Annotated in this window: 14 protein-coding genes; 2 read left to right on the forward strand and 12 right to left on the reverse strand. The window is 69.8% G+C overall.

All coding sequences use genetic code 11. The features are described from left to right. Positions 1-24: 24 nt before the first annotated feature. The 3 genes from HCH03_RS09980 to HCH03_RS09990 all read right to left on the reverse strand — a co-directional run bounded on the left by HCH03_RS09980 (position 25) and on the right by HCH03_RS09990 (position 3,992). On the reverse strand, positions 25-1,617 hold the full coding sequence (locus HCH03_RS09980; protein WP_221689381.1) for a helix-turn-helix transcriptional regulator: 1,593 nt from the start codon (positions 1,615-1,617) through the stop codon (positions 25-27). A gap of 546 nt (positions 1,618-2,163) precedes the next feature. Beyond that, positions 2,164-2,430, reverse strand: coding sequence for a twin-arginine translocase TatA/TatE family subunit (gene tatA / locus HCH03_RS09985; protein ID WP_221689382.1), 267 nt, complete (start codon positions 2,428-2,430; stop codon positions 2,164-2,166). Between the two features lie 161 nt (positions 2,431-2,591). Beyond that, complete coding sequence (locus HCH03_RS09990; RefSeq protein ID WP_221689383.1) at positions 2,592-3,992, reverse strand: NAD(P)/FAD-dependent oxidoreductase; 1,401 nt, start codon at positions 3,990-3,992, stop codon at positions 2,592-2,594. A 408-nt stretch (positions 3,993-4,400) separates the two neighbouring features. Here HCH03_RS09990 and HCH03_RS16420 point away from each other — a divergent pair, with 408 nt between their 5' ends. After that, positions 4,401-5,171, forward strand: coding sequence for a hypothetical protein (locus HCH03_RS16420; RefSeq protein ID WP_246599938.1), 771 nt, complete (start codon positions 4,401-4,403; stop codon positions 5,169-5,171). Between the two features lie 20 nt (positions 5,172-5,191). On the opposite strand, the gene HCH03_RS10000 is transcribed toward HCH03_RS16420, so the two are convergent. The 3 genes from HCH03_RS10000 to HCH03_RS10010 all read right to left on the reverse strand — a co-directional run bounded on the left by HCH03_RS10000 (position 5,192) and on the right by HCH03_RS10010 (position 10,186). Further along, positions 5,192-6,265, reverse strand: a complete 1,074-nt coding sequence (locus HCH03_RS10000) for a DUF1848 domain-containing protein (protein WP_221689384.1) — start codon at positions 6,263-6,265, stop codon at positions 5,192-5,194. 1,068 nt (positions 6,266-7,333) lie between these two features. Further along, positions 7,334-7,987, reverse strand: coding sequence for a GNAT family N-acetyltransferase (locus HCH03_RS10005; RefSeq protein ID WP_221689385.1), 654 nt, complete (start codon positions 7,985-7,987; stop codon positions 7,334-7,336). A gap of 81 nt (positions 7,988-8,068) precedes the next feature. Further along, positions 8,069-10,186: a sodium-translocating pyrophosphatase gene (locus HCH03_RS10010; protein WP_221689409.1), complete on the reverse strand. Its 2,118-nt coding sequence runs from the start codon at positions 10,184-10,186 to the stop codon at positions 8,069-8,071. Positions 10,187-10,487: 301 nt separating this feature from the next. On the opposite strand from HCH03_RS10010, the gene HCH03_RS10015 reads away from it, so the two are divergent. Next, complete coding sequence (locus HCH03_RS10015; RefSeq protein WP_221689386.1) at positions 10,488-12,581, forward strand: LTA synthase family protein; 2,094 nt, start codon at positions 10,488-10,490, stop codon at positions 12,579-12,581. A gap of 246 nt (positions 12,582-12,827) precedes the next feature. On the opposite strand, the gene ribF is transcribed toward HCH03_RS10015, so the two are convergent. From ribF to rnpM, 6 genes are all read right to left on the reverse strand, one after another. Continuing rightward, on the reverse strand, positions 12,828-13,751 hold the full coding sequence (ribF, locus tag HCH03_RS10020; protein ID WP_221689387.1) for a riboflavin biosynthesis protein RibF: 924 nt from the start codon (positions 13,749-13,751) through the stop codon (positions 12,828-12,830). Continuing rightward, entirely contained in the window at positions 13,735-14,748 is a 1,014-nt protein-coding gene (gene truB / locus HCH03_RS10025; RefSeq protein ID WP_221689388.1) for a tRNA pseudouridine(55) synthase TruB, read from the reverse strand. Before truB ends, ribF begins: the two co-directional genes overlap by 17 nt. Further along, positions 14,745-15,752: a DHH family phosphoesterase gene (locus HCH03_RS10030; RefSeq protein WP_221689389.1), complete on the reverse strand. Its 1,008-nt coding sequence runs from the start codon at positions 15,750-15,752 to the stop codon at positions 14,745-14,747. The genes truB and HCH03_RS10030 overlap by 4 nt, the downstream gene beginning before the upstream one ends. After that, positions 15,749-16,204 (reverse strand): 30S ribosome-binding factor RbfA, encoded by a 456-nt coding sequence (gene rbfA / locus HCH03_RS10035; RefSeq protein ID WP_221689390.1) that lies wholly within the window; start codon positions 16,202-16,204, stop codon positions 15,749-15,751. The genes HCH03_RS10030 and rbfA overlap by 4 nt, the downstream gene beginning before the upstream one ends. A 296-nt stretch (positions 16,205-16,500) precedes the next feature. After that, the gene (gene infB, locus HCH03_RS10040) at positions 16,501-19,278 is read right to left on the reverse strand and encodes a translation initiation factor IF-2 (RefSeq protein ID WP_221689391.1); all 2,778 of its coding nucleotides are present in this window, start codon (positions 19,276-19,278) and stop codon (positions 16,501-16,503) included. Positions 19,279-19,295: 17 nt separating this feature from the next. Next, positions 19,296-19,574, reverse strand: coding sequence for an RNase P modulator RnpM (rnpM, locus tag HCH03_RS10045; RefSeq protein ID WP_185905092.1), 279 nt, complete (start codon positions 19,572-19,574; stop codon positions 19,296-19,298). Positions 19,575-19,599 lie beyond the last annotated feature (25 nt).

Consider the following 19,599-nt stretch of genomic DNA (forward strand, 5'->3'; position numbering starts at 1 on the left):
CGAGCCCCCGGGACCTGCTGCGGTTCAGCGCCCCGACAGGCGGCGCTCCGTGCGCTCGCCCAAGTCGATGAGCTCTTGGCGGCCGTGCACGCCGCATTTCCCGTAGATGCGGCGCAGATGGGTGTCCACCGTGCTCTTGGAGATGAAGAACTCGGCCGCTATGCGCTCGCCCGTGCGCCCCTTGAGCGCGAACGGCAGGATCTCGGCCTCGCGCTTGGACAGGCCGCACTCGGAGGCGATGAGCGCGCACGCGTCGTCGAAGCGGTCGGCCTCGCGCGCGATGACGGACAGCGCTCGGAAGTCGCGCTCGGTGAACAGGAACAGGCAGGCGTAGAGGGCGGCGAGCCCGGCGCAGGCCACCACGACGTAGGGCGTCTGCTCCGTGCCGGACACCACGTCGATGACGTTGCCGAGGGCGATGCCGGCCACCTCTCCCGCGAACAGCGCCGTGAAGCCCCGCGCGAACGAGAGCGCCGCATCCTGCCCCGTGATGCGCGCCATGACCAGGAACAGCGATTCGAGCACGGCGGAAAGGCCCAGGTAGCCCGCCAGCACGATGGCCTCGCCGGGCACGCCGAACTCGCCGAGCACCGGCACGAACAAAAAGCCCGCCATCATCACGAGCACGGCCAGGCGGTACACGCCGTCGAGCGGCCCCTCGGGCTCGGAGGGCGCGGACCCGTCGGCCGACGCGTCGGCCGGGCCGACGCCGGACGGCGCGCCCTCGGGATCGAGGCCGCCCGTGGCCAGCAGCTGCATCGCGGCCACGCAGAACAGCACGAACAGCAAGAGCGTCGCCGGAAACGCGGGCGTGGAGGCCATGCCGGGATCGGAGCCGTACGTTTCCATGAAGCCGGCGGCCAGGCCGAACAGCACGGTGCCCGCCGCCATCTTCAGCGAGAGGCGCGCCGTCTGCTCGCGCTCGGCGCTCGTGGCCAGGAGGGCGCGCAGGGAAAGCGGCGCGGGCTCGCCCTTCGCGGGGCCGTCGGCGCGCTCCCCGCAAGACGAGCCGTCGCTCGCCGGTTCCGCGCCTCCGGAGGCAGGCGCCAGCACGTCGCCGCCGTCGCCCGCCGGGCGGGAGAGCCCCTTGAGCGCCCACGCGCTGCCGAGCGGCAGCAGCTTCAGCACGAGCGCCGCGCCGACCACCGGCACGGTGGCCACGGCGAAGCAGGCCGTGGCCCCCACCGCCGAGCCCACGAACACGGCGGGCAGCGCGCGCGCCAAGGGCAGCCCGCCCAGCGCGCGGCCCCACGCCGCCAGCATGAGGCCCGCGGGAAGCCCCACGAGCGCCGCCTCGACCACGAGTCCCGCGGAGTTCGAGCCCCCGGACAGCGCGGGCACGACGGATCCCAGCACGAGCAGCACGGCGTAGCACCACAGAAGCGGTCGCGCGAGCAGCGCGCCGCGTGCCTTGGGCGACGCCACGCGCAACAGCGCGAAGGACACCATCATGAACAGCAGCGTGCCGAACAAATCGGCGCGCTCGAAGGACAGGACGCCGTCGCCGAACGCCCGGTTCGCGCCCATGTAGAACAACGAGAACACGAACCCCTGGTTGCAGGCGAATCCCGCGACGGCGCTCAGAGAGGCCCTGCCGCCATGACGATGCGCGCCCATGCGGGCCTCCTTTCCGTCGACGTCGAAAGCCCCATGATACCGCAAAGAGCCAGGCACGTCGGTCGAAACGGAGGCGCGCCTGCAAAACCAGCACGCGCGCGGGAACTTCCGCCAATCGCCTGAACGGCAAGAAGGGACCGTATCGGCAGCGCCGATCCTCCCGTCCCTGCAGGGGACGCATCGAAAGCCGTCGAGCCATGCGCTTCGGCGGCCGTCCCCGTAGGGCAAGGGCTCTGCCCTTGCCGACCTGCGGAAACGCTGCCTGTTGAGCGGCAAGGGCAGAGCCCTTGCCCTACGGGGACGCAGAATCGGTCCTTTTGATACACCCCCTACCGAGCGACCGTCGAAAACGTGCGGTTCGACGGCTTTCGACACAGCGCCTCTCGCACCGTTCGAGCCGGGCGCGCCGGGTCGAACGAAGGCGCCCAACAACGGACACGCGCCCGTGCGGAAGGCACGGGCGCGTGTCCGAGCGCGACGAGGGAGTTCGCGCTCAAGGGAGGGAAGCGCATGCGCGCCGAAGCGCGCAGCGCGGGAAACGGCTGGCTAGGCGGCCTTGCGGGCGCGCACCTTCTTCGTGGACTTGGGCTCGTCGCCCTCCTCCTCGTCGTCGGCGACTTCCTCGGACTCGACGATCTCGGCGTCCTCCTCGGGATCCTTGATCTTCTTGTCGCCGCCCAACCCTTCGCGCAGATTCTTGACCGTGGAGCCCAGGGCGGAGCCGAGCTTCGGCAGGTTCTTCGGGCCGAAGATGAGCAGGATAACGCCGAGGATGATAAGCAGTTCGGGCATGCCCATTCCGAGGATCTTCATGTACGCCTCCTATGCGTCGGGGGCTTGCCCCCATCGGTTTCAACAGCATCGGAGTATGGGCCACAAGCCGCCGCACGACTATCGTGCAGACGGCTGATTTTTGTCATGCGGGCTCTCCGCTCCTTGTCATGCAAACGGCGTACAAGTGCGTTTCCGCAGGTCTACTCGTCGATAAGCGCACGTCCGGCAAGGTGCCCCATAACAGATGCCATCATAAGGCCGCGCGTCCAGCCGCTCGAGTCGCCCAGGCAGCGCAGGCCCCGCACGCTTGTGCGGAAGCGCTCGTCCATCTTCACCCGGTTGCTGTAGAACTTGAGCTCGGGCGAGTACAGCAGCGTCTCGGGCGCGGCGAAACCGGGCACCACCTCGTCCACAGCCAGCATGAAGGCCAGGATGTTCGTCATGGCGCGGTACGGCATGGCCGCCGTGATGTCGCCCGCCACCGCGTCGCCCAGCGTGGGCACGACGTTGCCGCGGCGCAGCTCCTTGTCCCAGGTGCGCTTACCGTCCAGGACGTCGCCCAGGCGCTGCACGAGGATGCGCCCGTCGCCCAGCATGTTCGTGAGCTCGCCCACCTTCTGCGCGTAGGCGATGGGCTGGTCGAACGGCTCCGAGAAGTTGTGCGAGCACAGGATGGCCAGATTCGTGTTCGGCGACTTGCGCTCCTTGTAGGAGTGCCCGTTCACCACGGCGAGCCCGGCGTCGTAGTTCTCCTGGCTCACGAACCCGCCGGGGTTCTGGCAGAACGTGCGCACCTTGTTCTTGAAGGGCTTGGGGTAGCCGATAAGCTTGCTCTCGTAGAGCACGTCGTTCACCGTGCGCATGACCTCGTTGCGCACCTCCACCCGCACCCCGATGTCCACGGGGCCGGGCCCGTGGGCTATACCGTGCTCGCGGCACATGCGCTCGAGCCAGTCGGCCCCGCGCCGGCCGGTGGCCACCACGGTATGGCCCGCGCGTATCTCCTCCGCGCCGCCGGGGCCCTCCACGCGCACCCCCTTGCAGCGGTCGCCCTCCACGACGACCTGCGTGCACGTGGTGCGGAAGCGCAGATCGACGCCCGCGTCCAGCAGATGGCGTTCGAGGCGCGCGTACAGGGCGCGTGCGCGCTCGGTGCCCAGATGGCGAAGCGGGCAGTCCACGAGCTTGAGGCCGGCCTTGATGGCGCGCAGGCGTATCCCGTCCACTTCGGGCCGGGGGCCCGCGCCCTCCACGCGCTCGTCGGCGCCGAAGGCCAGGTACACCCCGTCCACCTCGGCGATGGCCGCCTGCACCGCCTCGTGGCCCAGAAGGTCGGGCAGGTCGCCGCCCACCTCGCTCGACAGCGAGAGCTTCCCGTCGGAGAACGCCCCCGCCCCCGAGAACCCCGTCGTGATGCGGCACGGCTCGCAGCCCGCGCAGGGGCCTCCCGCCTGCTTGGGGCAGACGCGGTCCTCCACGGCCAGGCCCTTGTCAACCATGACGATGCGCCCCGCGTACCCGCGCTCGACGAGCGCGAGCGCGCAGAAGATGCCGGCAGGTCCCGCGCCGACGATGACGACGTCCGTATCCCGTGCGCCCATGGCGCGCCTCCTTCGCTTGTGCGCGCCGCAGTGCGCGCGCGTTCCGGTCTCTATTGTAGCGCACCGCATCCCGCCCGGCCGCAGCGGGCCGGGCGGCGCTACCGCGCCGTTGGCTTCCGTTCCTCGGACCGCCGGCAGCCCCCTGCGCCTGAACGACCGGGCGAACCCGACGCCTGCCGTCGTGCCGCCGTCGGCCGCGCCGCCACGCTCGCGCGTCCCGGCGCAGGGGCGGCCGATCGTGGAGAATCGTTGCAGGTCCTGTGATGACGGCGTGCCCGCCCTGTGTTGGTTCGGCGGGTTTCGGAGCCTTCCTCACCTCGGGCGTTGCCGTTTCGTTACCATCGTGAGCCGACGGCCGCACACCCACTCCAAACGCACCCGACACGGCCGTGGAAAGGATGCTGATCCATGGCATCGCGCGCTCTTCCGACGGCGCTCGCTCATCTCGCGGCGCTCGTCCTGCTCCTTCTGATCTGCCTGCCCGCCCAGCGGGCCGAGGCCGCGCCGCTCTCGGCCGACGTTGCCGCGACGTCCCTCGTTTCGGGCCCCGCCGCGAGCCTCTCCCTTCCCCCGCTTCCCACCGCGACGGCCTCTTGCGCCCCCGTCTCGCTCTCCCCCCTCGAAGCGGGCGCCTCCTCCGACCTCGAGGTCCTGGCCACGGCGCAGGCCGTCTACGAACGGCAGCAGGCCGAGCGGGCCGAAGCAGCGGCCGCCCAGCGCACCGACAAGGTGCTCGCCTACGACCCGGCGCTCATCGCGGCCATCGGCAACCAGGCGAACGGAGGCCACACGGTGTGCTGTCCCGGCTACGCCTGCGCGTACGGCGATGCCGTGCTCACCGGCCAGGCGAGGGACCACGCCGCTTACGGCTGCGGCTGCTGCACCTGGCCGGGATGGGGCGGCGGCGACTCGTCGTTCCGCTCGCTCGGATCGGACGCGGCGCTGCTGCGCGAGGCCTACGACGAGATAGCGGCCGGGCGCCCCACCGTCGCGCACGTGTCCGGCCCGTACGGCGAGCACTGGATCTGCCTCATCGGCTACCGGGACGCCCAAGATCCCGACGCGCTCACGCTGGACAACTTCGTGGCGCTCGACCCCGCGAACGGACAGGAGGTCGTCGCCTCCTACCGCTACGTGCCCTACGGCGACGCCTGCGAGCACGTGAGCGACCTGCGCTAGGCTCCGAGACGGCGCGCCCGTCAGAACAGCGGGAGGGTGGCCTTCGGCAGCGGCGGCATCGCGCGCTCGGTCACCACGTCGTCCGGCCGCAATCCGTCGCAGAGCATCGGCGCGTGCGGATCGTAGCGCGCAAGGCGCCACGGAGCCCCGTCGTCCGCGAGGGCCACCCTCGGTTTCGCGCCGCCCGCCCGCTCCCCTTGCGCCGCATCGGCTTCCGCGCACGCCCCCGCCGGCCCGACGACGGACGCATGCGCCCCCTGGCCGGCACCGCCCGTCCAGCGCGCCCCCGGGTTCGCGTAGCAGTAGACGCAGGCGTTGGCGCACGTGTCGTACGTTCCCACGTCCACGCTGGGCGCGCAGCGGCACGCACCGGCCTCGCCCGGCGAACCCTGGCGCGCGGCGACCCCGGCCACGCGCGCGACGAGCGCCGCGTCGATGCAGCCCGCGCCCGCGAGGCCCGCCTCCGCGAGCGCGGGATCGCCGCATCCGCCCACTTCCATGCCGTGCGCCGCGCCTATCTCGGCCAGCTTGAGCGAAAGCGCGGCTTTGCGCTCCTGCGCCACGCCGTGCAGCCCGAGCGCCTCCAGGCGGGGTGCGATCTTGGGGTACGCGTCCAAAAAGCTCAGGCGGCACGAGCGCGTCGATCCTTCCAGCTTGCGCGCGAACGTCTCGAAGTAGCGCAGATGGTGCTCCTCCGTGTAGCGCCCGCCCGCCCCGCCCAGCAGGATGGGGCTGTAGCGCCACACGACGCGATCCGGGCCTATCGCGCGGGCCAGGGCGCGGAACGTCTCGACGAGCACGGCCTTGCGCGGCAGCCCGGCCTCCACGTCGGAGCCGTAGGCGTTGAGCGTGAACTGCACGAACCACGGCGCGGGCGAAACCCGTTCCAGCCGGTCGAGCCGCGCCAGCAGCGGCGCGGGGTCCTTCGTCCAGAACGCGATGCAGTCCACGGCGCGCCCGTCGAGCGCCACCCGGCTCACCTGCGCGCGGTTCATCGGGTTGCGCACGAGGGAGTAGCCCTCCTCCAGGCGGTTCAGCATCCAGTCCATGAAGAACCGGGGTATGTCCGTGCGCCGCGACGCGCTCACGATCATGGACGAGTTCCTCCTTACGGTATCGCCTTCCGATCGAACATACCACAGGAAGCGGCAACAAGCAAACGGATGTTCTTGCTATAAGGTGCGCCCGCCACTTGGGAAGCGTGCGCTTCAAGGGCAATCGCCCAGCCCCACGTCAAGCCGACGTTGGCATAGCCCAAGTCGACGCCGACTTGACGGCGAAAGGCGCCTCTGCCCCCCCCGCGCATGCGGGCGCAGGTGCCGCATCCGTGCCGATTTGCCGGCAGAGATCAGGGCGGCTCTAGGCAAAACCAGCGTTAAAGGCGGCAGACAGAGTCTGGATCGACTTCGTCTTGCAAAAACCTCACCGACCTTCGGGAAGGCCCGTTCTTTTTGCGGGAGCTCCTCCCAGCCGACCTGATTGCAGGTCGCTCGATTCGGAATGCGACGCATGTTGGCACGTGCCAACAGCGGTCTAGCAGAGAGCTTGGCTGGGAATAGCACGAATCGACGGTTATGAACGATTTCAGTAGCTGTGGAAAGTGCCAACTGGGATTATGCAGACGATACCGTCTTTTTCGGCGAAAAAATCGTTCATAACCGTCGATTCGTGCCGTCGGCCGATCCGCCGGCGTTGAACCGCCGCGAATGCATGCTCATGCCCGCATCGGGCGGCAAAGGCTTCGGCCTGGTCGCAACCAGCTTCCGCCAAGGTGGAAAGGGCCGCGAAGCGGGGCGGAGCATGCACGAGCGCGACGTCGACCAGGTCATATGCCCATGGCAAACCCAACAGCGAAAGGGCCGTCGTACGCGCAGCATCCGCCCAAGGCGATGCCGAGGCACCCGAAACGCCCGAGCGACCGCGCCCCGGCGCGTGCGACCCGGGCAGGCGCCTCGAAGATGCGGTACGGCAGGGCGCGGGAAGAACCCGCAGCCGTCCTCGAGACGCGACACCTCGGTGATCCGTATCGCGTTTCCGAGCCCTCCCCTGTGACGGACCGCCCTTGGCGCGTGCCGTGCTTCGAATCGCCTGCAACCATGCGGGGCGACGCGGTACACGCCGACTCCGGTTCGCCGCGGAAGCGGCGACCTATGGCGGGCACCTCACCAGCCGGACGCCTTCTTGCGCTGAGAGACCAGCTCCAAGAACCGGAGCTGGGACGGGGTGCCCGCCCTCTTCTCCTTCGGCGGAAACGCCCGGTCGAACGCCGCCGCTGCCGCTTCGTCCACGTCGTAGGCGGCATCCTCCACGTAGCGGCCCGCCGCGCCGGCGAGCGCGCCCTCGCGCAGCTCGCGAACCTGCAGGGCCGCGGCGTACTCGTCGTCGGACGTGCGGATGCGCAGGTCCTCGGCCGGGACGAAACCCCGCCGTCCGTAGTAGGCCGGGTCGCCGCATAGCAGCACCGCGTCGAACCCCAGCGAGCGGGCATCCTCCGCCGTGCGCTCGATCAGGGCCGCGCCCGCTCCTGCGCCCTGGCAGGCGGGCAGCACCCCCACGGGGCCGAACGAGAGCACCTCGCGCACCCGGCCGTCGTCGCCTTCCACCGTTGCGCGCATGCACGCCGACCCACCCACCACCTCGCCGTCGCGCGCCGCAACCAGCTCGAGCTCGGGCACGAACGCCGGGCTTTTTCGCATGACGTGCAGCAGGAAGTGCTCGACGCACCCTGGGGCGTAGCGGTTCCAAAACGCCTCGCGCATGACGTCCTCGAGGGCGGCGCGATCGTCTGCGCCCGCACGCCGGATCTCGATGTCCATAAGGGCTCCCTCCCCGAAACAGCGCGGAGGCCCCGGCGATGCCAGGGCCTCCGATTCTCACACTCTGTCGCGCAAGGCTTCTTAGAACAGGGCCTGCACCGCGATGAACATCGGGGCGAACGTCAACGACACGATGGTCATGAGGTTGATGAGGATGTTCATGGACGGGCCGGAGGTGTCCTTGAACGGATCGCCCACGGTGTCGCCCACGACGGCGGCCTTGTGGGCCTCGGAGCCCTTGCCGCCGTGATGGCCCTGCTCGATGTACTTCTTCGCGTTGTCCCACGCGCCGCCGGCGTTGGACATGAAGATGGCCATGAGCATGCCCGTGGCCACGGCGCCGGCCAAAAAGCCGCCCAGCATGGCCGGGTTGAAGCAGCCGATGGCGACCGGCACGATGATGGCCAGGATGCCCGGCAGCATCATCTCGCGCAGCGCCGAGGACGTGGAGATGGCCACACACTTGTCGTACTCGGGCTCGGCCTCGTAGGTCATGATGCCCTTGATCTCGCGGAACTGGCGGCGCACTTCCTCCACCATGGCGTGGGCCGCGCGCGACACCGCGCCCATGGTGAGGGCGGCGAACATGAACGGCATCATGGCGCCGATGAAGATGCCGGCCACGATGAGCGGATCGGTGAGCGTGAGCTCGAACGCCGGGATGGCATGGTGCATCGTGGCCTGGTAGGACACGAACAGCGAGATGGCCGACAGGCCCGCGGACGCGATGGCGAAGCCCTTCGCGATGGCGGCCGTCGTGTTGCCCACGGCGTCGAGGGCGTCGGTGCGGTCGCGCACCTCTTCGGGCAGGCCCGCCATCTCGGCGATGCCGCCCGCGTTGTCGGCCACGGGGCCGTAGGCGTCCACGCCAATGGTGATGGCCGTGTTGGACAGCATGCCCGTGGCGGCCAGACCCACGCCGAACAGGCCGACGGCGATGCCGCCTTCAGCCGACGCGGCCGGGAAGGCCATGTTGCCGAACGTGTACGCGCCGATGATGGCGAGCGCCACCAGCACGATGGGGGCGATGGTGGACAGCATGCCCGTGCCCAGGCCCTCGATGATGACGGTGGCCGCGCCGGTGTCAGCGGCGTCGGCGATCTTGTGCACCGGCTTGTACTTGTCGGAGCAGAAGTACTCGGTGATCTTGCCGATGGCGAGGCCCGCCACCAGGCCGCACAGCACGGAGCCGAACAGCCACAGCGGCTCCGCCTCGACGCTCTGGGAGTTCCACGCAAAGAACAGGCAGAAGATCACGATGATCTCGATGGCCGCAGCCACGTACGTGCCGCGGTTGAGGGCCTTGTGCAGCGCGGCGCCTTCCTTGGCGCGCACGGCGAACAGGCCGATGATGGACGTGATGATGCCGCAGCCCGCGATGATGACCGGCGTGACGAGCGCCCACACCAGGTCGCCCGTGGCGAAGTAGCCGCCCAGCGCGCCGAACGTGGCCGCGAGGATGGTGGGGGCCAGGATGGCGCCCGTGTAGGACTCGAACAGGTCGGCGCCCATGCCCGCGACGTCGCCCACGTTGTCGCCGACGTTGTCGGCGATGGTGGCCGGGTTGCGCGGATCGTCCTCGGGAATGCCCGCTTCGACCTTGCCCACGAGGTCGGCGCCCACGTCGGCCGCCTTCGTGTAGATGCCGCCGCCCACACGGGCGAACAACGCCACGGCGGACGCGCCGGTGGCGAAGCCCTCGACCATGCCGATGTTCGTGTGCATGAGATCGACCAGCTCGGCGTTGATGTCCACGCCCATGGCGAGGCCGAACACCATGGCGATGAGCCACAGCGACAGGCCCAGCAGCGCGAACGAGGCCACGCACAGGCCCATGGTGAGGCCCGACTTGAAGCTGATGTTCAGCGCCTTGGCCACCGACTCCTCGGCGGCATGCGCGGTGCGCGTGTTGGCGCGCGTGGCGACGTGCATGCCCGCGTAGCCCGCGGCGGCCGACATGACGCCGCCGGTGACGAACGCGAGCGCCGTGATGGGCGACAGGAAGATCGCCATGACGATGGCCACGACGACCATGAAGATGACGAGCAGCTTGTACTCGCTCATGAGGAACGCCTTGGCGCCCTGCTGGATCTTCAGCGAAATGTTGTTCATCTTGTCGGGACCCGGGTCTTGCCTTAGCACCCAGGAACCGAGGTAGCCCGCCATGCAGATGCCTATCAAGGCGCACACGGGGGCCATCCATGCGACTGCGGTAGTCACGTGTTTCCTCCTTGGTTCGTCCGTTACTGACGATGCGGCCTTCTCACCGGGCATTGTGGTGGGAAGATCGCAACTGCCTCATTTTAGGGGATTCGAAGATAATGTGAAGGGGAAATCGAGGTTTTTTGGAGGTGCGCCCGTATCGGCCCGTCAGGCGGTCGCGCTTCGCCGACCGGCTCGCCGCTCGCCGGCGCTCGCGGCCGAAACCGCCGGGATCTCGGGTATGATGGAACATTCTTATATGCGATGCGTTCGAACGTTCATGATCGAGGAGTGCTTTATGACCTTGAGCCGGCCCCGCCTCTCCGCGCCGCTCCGGCCCCCCGCCCCCGAGGACCCCTCCCCCACGGCCCGCGCGCGCCCGAAGCGCGCCGAAGTCGTCGGCGCGCTGCTCGGCGCCGCCTTCGCCCTGGGGCTTTGCGCGTACGCCGCCGCCGGGTTCGCCGACGCGCCTTGGCAGGCGGTGGCGGCGGCCGCCCTCGCGATAGCGGCCTGCTCCTGCGCGCCGCTCGCCCGCGGCCGCCTGCCCGAGCGCGGCCGGCGCGCGGCCGGCGCCGCGCGCCCCTTCGCCGTGGCGCTCGCCGTGCCGGCGGGCTTCTACCTGCTGGAGCGGCCTTGGAACGACGGCCTGTTCGCCATGGACCCCTACTACGCGGCGGCGAACCTGTGCGTGCTCGCGCTCCTGTTCGCCGTCGTGTACTTCGCAGGGCAGCGCTCCCGCGCGTCCGTGGCGGCGTTCTTGGCGGCCTGCCTCGCGGCCGGCGTGGCGAACCATTTCGTCATCGCGTTCAAGGGCCAGCCCATCGTGCCGGCGGACCTCTTCGCGCTCTCGACGGCGGCCTCGGTGGGTTCGGGCTACACCTTCGCGCTCGACGCGCGGCTGCTCGAGGCCCTGGCGGCTTTCGCCGCATGCTGCGCGGTGCTCGCGTTCCTGCCGAAGGTGCCGGCCACGCCGCGTCGCGTCGCGGCCAACGCCGTGTGCGCCCTGGCCGTGGCGGGATGCTTCGGCTGGTGGATGGGGTCCTACGACATCGAGGAGGCCTATGCCTGCCCGGTGGACGTGTGGGGCGTGAAAGAGTCCTACGCCGAACGCGGGTCGGCCCTGTGCTTCTTGAAGCGCGTCCAGGACCTGAGCCCCGCCGAGCCCGACGGCTACGCCGCCGCAGCGGCCGACGAGCTGCTGGCCCGGCACGCCGACGCGGTGCTCGAGGACGGGGCGGACCGGCCCTCGGCCCCCACCGTGATCGCCGTGATGAACGAGACGTTCGCCGACCTCTCGCGCTATCCCGGGCTGGCCGACACCGACGCGCGGCCCGCGTACTACCACGACATCGCGGCGAGCGCCCTGGAGGCGGGCGACGCCTACGTCTCGGCGCTGGGCGGCGGCACCTGCAACAGCGAGTTCGAATTCCTCACCGGATCGAGCATGGGGTATCTGGGCGGCGGCGTGTACCCCTACGTGCTCTACGACCTGGACGGTTCCGAGAGCCTCGTGTCGTACTTCTCGTCGCTGGGCTACGCCACGCACGCCGTCCACCCCGCCGAAAGCGCGAACTGGCGCCGCGACCGCGTGTACGGGCAGCTGGGCTTCGACGACTTCGCCGACGGCCGGGCGTTCTCGGAGGCCGACACGCTGCGCGGGCTGGCCACCGATCGCGCGACCTACGACCACGTGCTCGACCTGCTCGCGGCCGACGAGGGACCCCAGTTCGTGTTCGACGTGACCATTCAGAATCACGGGGGCTACGACGTGGGCGGCATCGCCGAGGAGGACGCCGTGAGCGTGCCCTTGGCCGACGGCTTGGCCTCCTCCGAGCTCGACGAGTACGCGAGCTGCATCCGCCAGGCCGACCGCGACCTGGCCTACCTGGTGGAGCGGCTCGACGCGCTCGAGCGGCCCGTGGTGCTGTGCTTCTTCGGCGACCACCAGCCCGGCTTCAGCGACTGGCTGTTCGAGGTCACCTACGGAGCCCAAGCCGACGAGATGGGTCTGGACGCCGTGCAGGAACGCTACACGGTTCCCTATCTTATCTGGGCGAACGAGGCCGCGCGCGAGAACGGCGCGCAGGCACCGGAGCGCGGGGGCGAAAGCATGGGGGCGCGCTCGAGCCTGAACTACCTGGGAGCCAAAGTCGTGGAGGCGGCCGGGCTCCCCACGACGAGCTACCAGCGCTTCCTGCTGGCCGCGAGCGAAAGCGTGCCGGCCGTGAACCTCAACGGCTACCTCGCCGCCGACGGCGTGTGGCGCTGGTTCGGCGAGGAGGGGGACGGCGAGGCCGTCGACACGCTGCGCTCCTACGCCATCGTGCAGTACGACAACCTGTTCAACAAGGAGGCGCGATCGGCGTTCTGGGGCCGGGCGGCCGGAGCGTAGGATCCGCAGGCACGATGCCCCCACAGTCTCCTGTAAGGACTGTGCCAAAGGTGCTGCAAGGGTGTTCTTGTAGGGCAAGGGTTCTGCCCTTGCCGTTCGACGAGGAACATTCTCGCAGGTCGTCGGCAAGGGCAGAGCCCTTGCCCTACAGGACGGTTGCAGAGCACGCTTTGGCGGCGCCTTCGATGCGGCCCTGTCCAGCAAGACGCGCCGTCGAAGGGCGTTTTCGGCGTTCGACGCGGCCCCCTACAGGTTGTCCCTCACCCACTGGATGTTGCCTTTGACAGTGGCGATGAGCTCGGCCACGTCGTCGAACTTGCGCATGGGGCGCAGCCAGTGCAAAAACTCCACCTTGACGGGACGGCCGTAGAGGTCGCCGTCGAAGTCCAGCAGGTGCACTTCGCAGGTGGCCGTGGCGCGGTCGGCGAACGTGGCCGCCACGCCCACGTTCACGGCCGCTTTGTAGCGCGCGCCGTCCACGGTGGCGTAGGCGGCGTACACGCCGTCGCCGAGGGCGCGCAGCTGGTCGCGCACCGCGAGGTTGGCCGTGCGGAATCCCATGTCGGCGCCCTCCCCGCGACCCGGCTCCACCGTGCCGGTGACGAAGTACGGGCGTTCGAGCAGGCGGTTCGCCTCCTCGATGTCGCCGACAGCCAAAAGCAGGCGTATGCGCGTGGCCGTGATGGGCGCGCCGTCGGCCCCCTTGAGGTCGTGCGACACCGCGTGCGTGCCGGCGACGGCGCCCCACGCCTCCAGCTCGCGCACGGTGCCCGCCGCGCGGGCGCCGAACTTGAAGTCGTACCCCACGTGCAGGTACGCGGGGGCCGTGCCGTCGAACGTGGCCTCGAGGAACTGTTGGGGGGAGAGCGCCGCGAACGCGTGCGTGAACGGCAGCACGACCACGGCGTCCACCCCGGTGGACGCGAGCATGGCCAGGCGCTCCTCGTTCGTCATGAGCTTCTTCAGGCGGTCGGGGTGGAACACCTCGTCGGGATCGATGTCGAACGTGAGCGCGACGCTCGCGCCGCCGGCGCGCCGCGCCGTGTCCCGCGCCTGCGACAGCAGGTAGCGGTGCCCCGCATGCACCCCGTCGAACACGCCGAACGCGCACGACGTCCCCTCGAAGAACGCGTGGTCGAAGCCTTCCCCCACCTCATAGATCTCTGCCACGAGACACCCCCGTCTGGAACACGCACCGCGCCTTGTAGGCGGCGCGAGCCTCGTCATATGCGTACAGGGCCACCAGCTTGTTCTCCGCTATCACGGCCACGACCTCGTCGTTGCGCGGCCCCTCGCAGCTCTCGCGGACGCCCGCCGTGCAGGCGCACAGCTCGGCTTCCAACGTGGAGCGCCGACGCTCGAAGAGCACGGTGGAGCCGGGAAGCGCGCCCCCGTTGCGCACGGTTCGCGCCAGCTCCTCGTCGGCGAAGACGAAGCGCGCGCCCAGCAGGCGCACCGGGTCGAGCGCCACGCGGTCCTTCTCTTCGGCCAGCGTCTCCAGCGTGACGCACTCCTCCAGGCGCAGCAGGCCCAGCTGCGTGCGCTCGAGCGCCGCCACGTGCGCGGGGCAGCCCAGGGCCACACCCGCGTCGCGCGCGAGCGCGCGGATGTAGGTGCCCTTCGACACGTGGAACTCCACGTCCCACGAGGGCAGCTCGCAGCCGTCGCCCGCCTCGTGCACTGCCAGAAGGCGCGCCTCGTGCACCACGATGTCGCGCGGCGCCAGGTCGATGATGGTGCCGCGGCGCGCCTCGTCGCAGGCCTTCTTGCCGTTCACCTTGATGGCGGAGTACGCCGGCGGCAGCTGCTTGCGCGCGCCCGCGAGGCCTTCTGCGAACGATGCGGCGAAGGAGGCGTCGAGCACGCGCTCGGGCACGTCGCCCGTGCGCACGACCTCCCCCTCGGCATCGTCGGTGGTGGTGGCCGCGCCGAAGGCGATGCGCACGCGATAGCGCTTGTCATGGCCCACGAGGTAGGCGTCCAAGCGCGTGGCCGGGCCCACGCAGATGGGCAGCACGCCCGTGGCCATGGGGTCGAGCGTTCCCGTGTGCCCCACGCGCCGCTCGTCGAAGATGCGCCGGCAGCGGTTGACCACGTCGTGCGAGCTCATGCCCGCGGGCTTGTTGACCCCCACGACCAGGGAGAGCCCCGAAGTGCCTCGCTTCACGCCCCGCGCTCCCCCGTGTCCAGGTCGTCGGACAGAAGCGCGCTCACGCGCTCGACCGCCGCGTCCATCGACCCCGGCAAGGTGAAGCCGGCCGCCGCCTTGTGGCCGCCGCCGCCCATCGTGCGCGCGAGCGCCGCCACGTCCGTGCCGTCTTTCGCGCGGAAGCTGCCGCGCACCGAGTCGCCCTGGTCGCGCAGCATGCACGCCACGCGCACGCCGCGCAGGGAGCGCAGCGCGTCGATGATGGGCTCGGCGTCGGCCTTGACGGCCCCCGTGTCCTCGAAGTCGGCGCGATTCACCCAGCTGAGCGCGTAGGCCCCGCCGGCCCCGAAGCGCATGCGCTCGACGGCCAGCGCCTCGAGCCTCACGGAGGGCAGCGAGCGGTTCTGGAAGATGTGCCGCGCGACGGCGGCGGGGTCGGCGCCCGCCTCCACCATGGCGGCGCCCGCCGCGAGCGCGGCGGCGTCGGTGTTCTGGTACTGGAAGCGCCCCGTGTCGGTGACGAGGCCCGTGTAGCAGCACGTGGCGAGCTCGGCTCCGCGCTCGGCGCCCATGAGGCCCGCGAGCTCCCACACGAGCATCGTCGTGGCCGCGGTGTCCGGGTCGACGTAGGCGAGGTCGCTCATGCGCTCGTCGAACGCGTGGTGGTCGACGGTGACCGAGAAGTCGCACGCGTCCAGAAGGCGCGCGGCGGCGGAGTTCATGCGGTCGCGCATGGGCACGTCCACCGCCACGAACGTGGAGGCGGGGCCCGCGTAGGTCGCGGCGGGCGCAAGCTCGTCGGCACCCGGCAAGAACGCCAGGCGCACGTCGATGGGCTCGTCTTTCGCCAGCAAGCACACGGCCCGCTTGCCGAGCGACCGCAGCGCATGCATGAGCCCGAGCTGCGAGCCTATGCAATCGCCGTCGGGGCTCACGTGCCCGCAGATGACGAAGTCGTCGCGCTCGAGCAGCGCGGCGGCCAGCTCGGGCAGGGTCGTGTTCGTTTGGGGCGTGACGCTCATGCGTCCTCCCCGTCCCGCGCGCTCTCCTCGGCCTGCTGCTCGGCGACGCGCTCGCTCGCGAACGCGTCGGCGTCGGCCGGCACGTCGGCGTCCGTCGGCGCCGCCACGGCGCTGCGGTGCGCGTCGGCCGCGAGCGCGCTCGCGATGCGCTCCGCCTGGTCGACGCTCTGGTCCAGCAGGAAGCGCAGCTCGGGCGCCACGCGCCACGAGAGCTTCCGCGCCATGAGCGAGCGGATGCGCCCGGCCGCCTTCTGGAAGGCCGCCGCCACGTCGTCGTAGCGCTCGGGCTCGGTGGTGTAGAACACGTTGCACACGCTGCGGTCGTAGCTGACCTCGCAACCTGTGACGGTGACGAGCTCCAAGCGCGGATCGGATATCTCGAACAGCAGGATGCTCGCGATGACCTCGCGCGCCTGCTCGTTGACCTTGCGGTTTGAAGAACCCTGCTTCATGATGCCGCCTCCTTCTTCACTGTTCTTTCTTCTCATCTTCTAAAGAGAGGGATACCGCTCTCGCAGGTTACCGCATCGTCGAAGCAGACGGACGCGTTAGGGCAAACGGTAGCCATATAGTTTCAATAGCAACAGGGGGTGGCACGGTGTCCACCAAGCGAGTTCCGCACGAGCCGAAACGTCCAGCGGACGTTTCGCGCGAGCAGGACTGCCGAGCGACTGGACATCGCGCCACCCCCCCCCGTTGCGGGCCGGGTTGAAAAGCATCCACCTTCCAACCCGCGCCTCGATCATCGTTATTCCGTGCGCTCGACTTCCTTCACCTGGTAGCCCTCGATGGTGTCTCCCACCTTGAGGTCCTGGAACTTCTCGATGCCGATGCCGCACTCGTAGCCCTGCTTCACGGACTTCACGTCGTCCTTGAAGCGGCGCAGGCTGGCCATGACGCCCTCGAAGATCACGGTGCCGTCGCGCACGATGCGCACCTTGTCGTCGCGGTGGATCTCGCCTTCGGTGATGTAGCAGCCGGCGATGGTGCCCACCTTCGGCACCTTGAACGTCTCGCGCACCTCGGCGATGCCGGTGTCCTCCTCCACGATGTCGGGGGACAGCAGGCCCACGCGCGCGGCGTTGATCTCCTCGATGGCCTGGTAGATGACGCGGTACAGGCGGATGTCCACCTTCTCCTTCTCGGCCTGGACCTTCGACTTGCCCGTGGGACGCACGTTGAAGCCGATGATGATGGCGTCGGAGGCGGAGGCCAGCGTGACGTCGGTCTCGGTGATGCCGCCCACGGCCGAGTGCACGATGTTGATGCGCACCTCGGACTGGTCCATCTTCTCGAACGCGTCGCGCAGCGCCTCGATGGAGCCCTGCACGTCGGCCTTCACGATGAGGTTCAGGTCGGTCTGCTTGCCCTCCTCGATGCGGCTGAACAGGTCGTCCAGGCTCACGTGGGACTTCGTCTCCTGCTCGGCCAAGCGCGCGCGCAGCGCGCGCTCCTCGGCGAGCTTGCGGGCGTCGCGCTCGTCCTCGAACACGCGGAACTCGTCGCCGGCCGTGGGCACGCTGTTCAGGCCCAGGATCTCGACCGGGTCGGCGGGCAGCGCGGCGTCGACGTGCTTGCCGCGCGGGTCCACCAGGGCGCGCACGCGTCCGTAGGACGTGCCGGCCACCACGATGTCGCCCGGGCGCAGGGTGCCGCGCTGCACGAGCACGGTGGCCACGGGGCCGCGTCCCTTGTCGAGGTTCGCCTCGATGACGAAGCCGGAGGCCTCGGCGTTGGGGTTGGCCTTGAGCTCGAGCACGTCGGCCTGCAGGATGATGGTCTCCAGCACGTCGTCGATGTGCAGGCGCTGCTTGGCCGACACCTCCACGAACATGTTCGAGCCGCCCCACTCCTCGGGGATGACGCCGTACTCGGTGAGCTCCTGGCGCACGCGGTCGGGGTTCGCGCCCGGCTTGTCGATCTTGTTCACCGCCACCACGATGGGCACGTTGGCCGCCTTCGCGTGGTTGATGGCCTCGATGGTCTGCGGCATGACGCCGTCGTCGGCGGCCACCACCAGCACGATGACGTCGGTGATGAGGGCGCCGCGGGCGCGCATGGCCGTGAACGCCTCGTGGCCCGGCGTGTCGATGAACGTGATCTGCTTGCCGTCGATCTCCACGACCGACGCGCCGATGTGCTGCGTGATGCCGCCGGCCTCGCTGGCCACGACGCCCGTGTCGCGGATGGCGTCCAGAAGCGACGTCTTGCCGTGGTCGACGTGGCCCATGACGGTGACCACGGGCGGACGGGGCATAAGGTCCTCGTCCTTGTCGTGGTACACGACCGCGTACTCCTCCTCGGGCGACACGACGCGCACCTTGCGCCCCATGTCGTCGGCGATGAGCTCCACCAAGTCGTCGCCCATGGACTGCGTGAGCGTGAGCACCTGCCCCAGCATGAACAGGCGCTTGATGATGTCGTTGGGCTGCACGCCCAGAAGCTCGGCGAACTTGGCCACGGTTGCGCCCTGCGGGATCTCCACCACGGAGTCGTCCAGCACGAGCGTGGGGTCGAGGCCCTTCTCGATGGCCTCCATCTCCAAGCGCTCGCGGTTCTCGGCCTCACGCTTCTCCTTGCGCTTCTTGCGGCGCCCCTCGCCCTCGTGGGACGTGGCGGCGGCCACGGCGGCGCGGGCCTCGGCCAGCACCTTGTCGCGCTGGAGCTTCTCGGCCTGCACGGCCATCTGGGCGTAGCGGTCCTCGCCGGAGGGCTGCTGCTGCGCCTCGAGCTCGGGCACGATCTGCTCGAACGAGCCGCGCTTGCCCTTCTTCGGGCCGCGCTCCGGCTTGCCGCCCTTGCGCGCGGCGTCCTTGGCGCCGCCGGCCGGTGCCGCGCCGCCCTGCTTCTTCTGGGCCTCGATGCGCTGCTTCTCGGCCTCGATCTGCGACAGCAGCGAGTCGAAGCCGGAAGCCTTCTTCGCGCCGATCACCGGAGCGGGCTTCGGGGCGGAAGCGGACGAGGAGCCCTTCTGCTTCTTGGCGTTGCGCTGGCGCAGGGCCTCTTCCACGGCCTGCTTCTTCGCGACCTCGGCCATGGCCTTGGCCTGGCGGGCGCGGGCGCGGGCCTCGGCGGCCTCGCGGGCCACGCGCTCCTTCTCGCTCTCGATCTGGCTTGCCAGGTTCTCGAACGGCGAGGGGGCGGGAGCCTTGGCCGGCTTGTCCGCGGCAGGGGCCTGTCCCGCTTCGGAAGCCTCGGCCTCGGCGGCCTCGCGGCGGGCGCGCTCGGCCTCGCGGGCGGCGCGCTCCTGCTCCACGGCCTCGCGGCGGGCGCGCTCCTCCTCGGCCTTCTTGGCCTCGGCCTCGGCGCGCTCTTCGGCGAGCTTGCGGGCCTCTTCGTCCTCCAGCTGGCCCGCGCGCTGCTTGATCTCGGGCTCCAGGTTCTTCCTGATCTTTGCCACGTAGGCGTCGGCGAGCATGCTCGCATGGCTCTTCGCGGGTATCTTCATCTCGTGCAGCTTGTCGAGCAACTCCTTGCTCGTCATGTCGAATTCCTTCGCCAACTCATGTACGCGCATGCTGGCCATATACCACTCCTCTTCCCTTACGCTTCGCGCAGCGCCGAAGACACCTCGGCTGCGATTCGTTCCAACTCATCGTGATCGAGCTTCGTCTTCAGCGCCCGTTCAAGCTTTCTGGTCTTGCATGCGGCGGCGAAGCACGCCTCGGAGCATACGTACGCCCCCCGCCCCGGCGCACGGCCGGTGTCGTCGAACGCCACGGAGCCGGACGGCGTGCGCACCACGCGGTGCAGCTCGGCCTTGCCGGCGAGCTTCCCGCATGCGATGCAGCTGCGCTGCCGTTTGTTCGTCTCCGTCGTCATCCGTCGTCTCGCTCGCTTCCCTTTG

The organism is Gordonibacter massiliensis (ex Traore et al. 2017) (assembly GCF_019731765.1).
Classification (GTDB): Bacteria; Actinomycetota; Coriobacteriia; order Coriobacteriales; family Eggerthellaceae; genus Gordonibacter; species Gordonibacter massiliensis.

Coding starts and splice junctions, on each gene's coding strand:
- HCH03_RS09980 (WP_221689381.1), bottom strand. CDS start 1,617: ATGGGCGCGCATCGTCATGGCGGCAGGGCCTCTCTGAGCGCCGTCGCG.
- tatA (WP_221689382.1), bottom strand. CDS start 2,430: ATGAAGATCCTCGGAATGGGCATGCCCGAACTGCTTATCATCCTCGGC.
- HCH03_RS09990 (WP_221689383.1), bottom strand. CDS start 3,992: ATGGGCGCACGGGATACGGACGTCGTCATCGTCGGCGCGGGACCTGCC.
- HCH03_RS16420 (WP_246599938.1), top strand. CDS start 4,401: ATGGCATCGCGCGCTCTTCCGACGGCGCTCGCTCATCTCGCGGCGCTC.
- HCH03_RS10000 (WP_221689384.1), bottom strand. CDS start 6,265: ATGATCGTGAGCGCGTCGCGGCGCACGGACATACCCCGGTTCTTCATG.
- HCH03_RS10005 (WP_221689385.1), bottom strand. CDS start 7,987: ATGGACATCGAGATCCGGCGTGCGGGCGCAGACGATCGCGCCGCCCTC.
- HCH03_RS10010 (WP_221689409.1), bottom strand. CDS start 10,186: ATGGCCCCCGTGTGCGCCTTGATAGGCATCTGCATGGCGGGCTACCTC.
- HCH03_RS10015 (WP_221689386.1), top strand. CDS start 10,488: ATGACCTTGAGCCGGCCCCGCCTCTCCGCGCCGCTCCGGCCCCCCGCC.
- HCH03_RS10030 (WP_221689389.1), bottom strand. CDS start 15,752: ATGAGCGTCACGCCCCAAACGAACACGACCCTGCCCGAGCTGGCCGCC.
- rbfA (WP_221689390.1), bottom strand. CDS start 16,204: ATGAAGCAGGGTTCTTCAAACCGCAAGGTCAACGAGCAGGCGCGCGAG.
- infB (WP_221689391.1), bottom strand. CDS start 19,278: ATGGCCAGCATGCGCGTACATGAGTTGGCGAAGGAATTCGACATGACG.
- rnpM (WP_185905092.1), bottom strand. CDS start 19,574: ATGACGACGGAGACGAACAAACGGCAGCGCAGCTGCATCGCATGCGGG.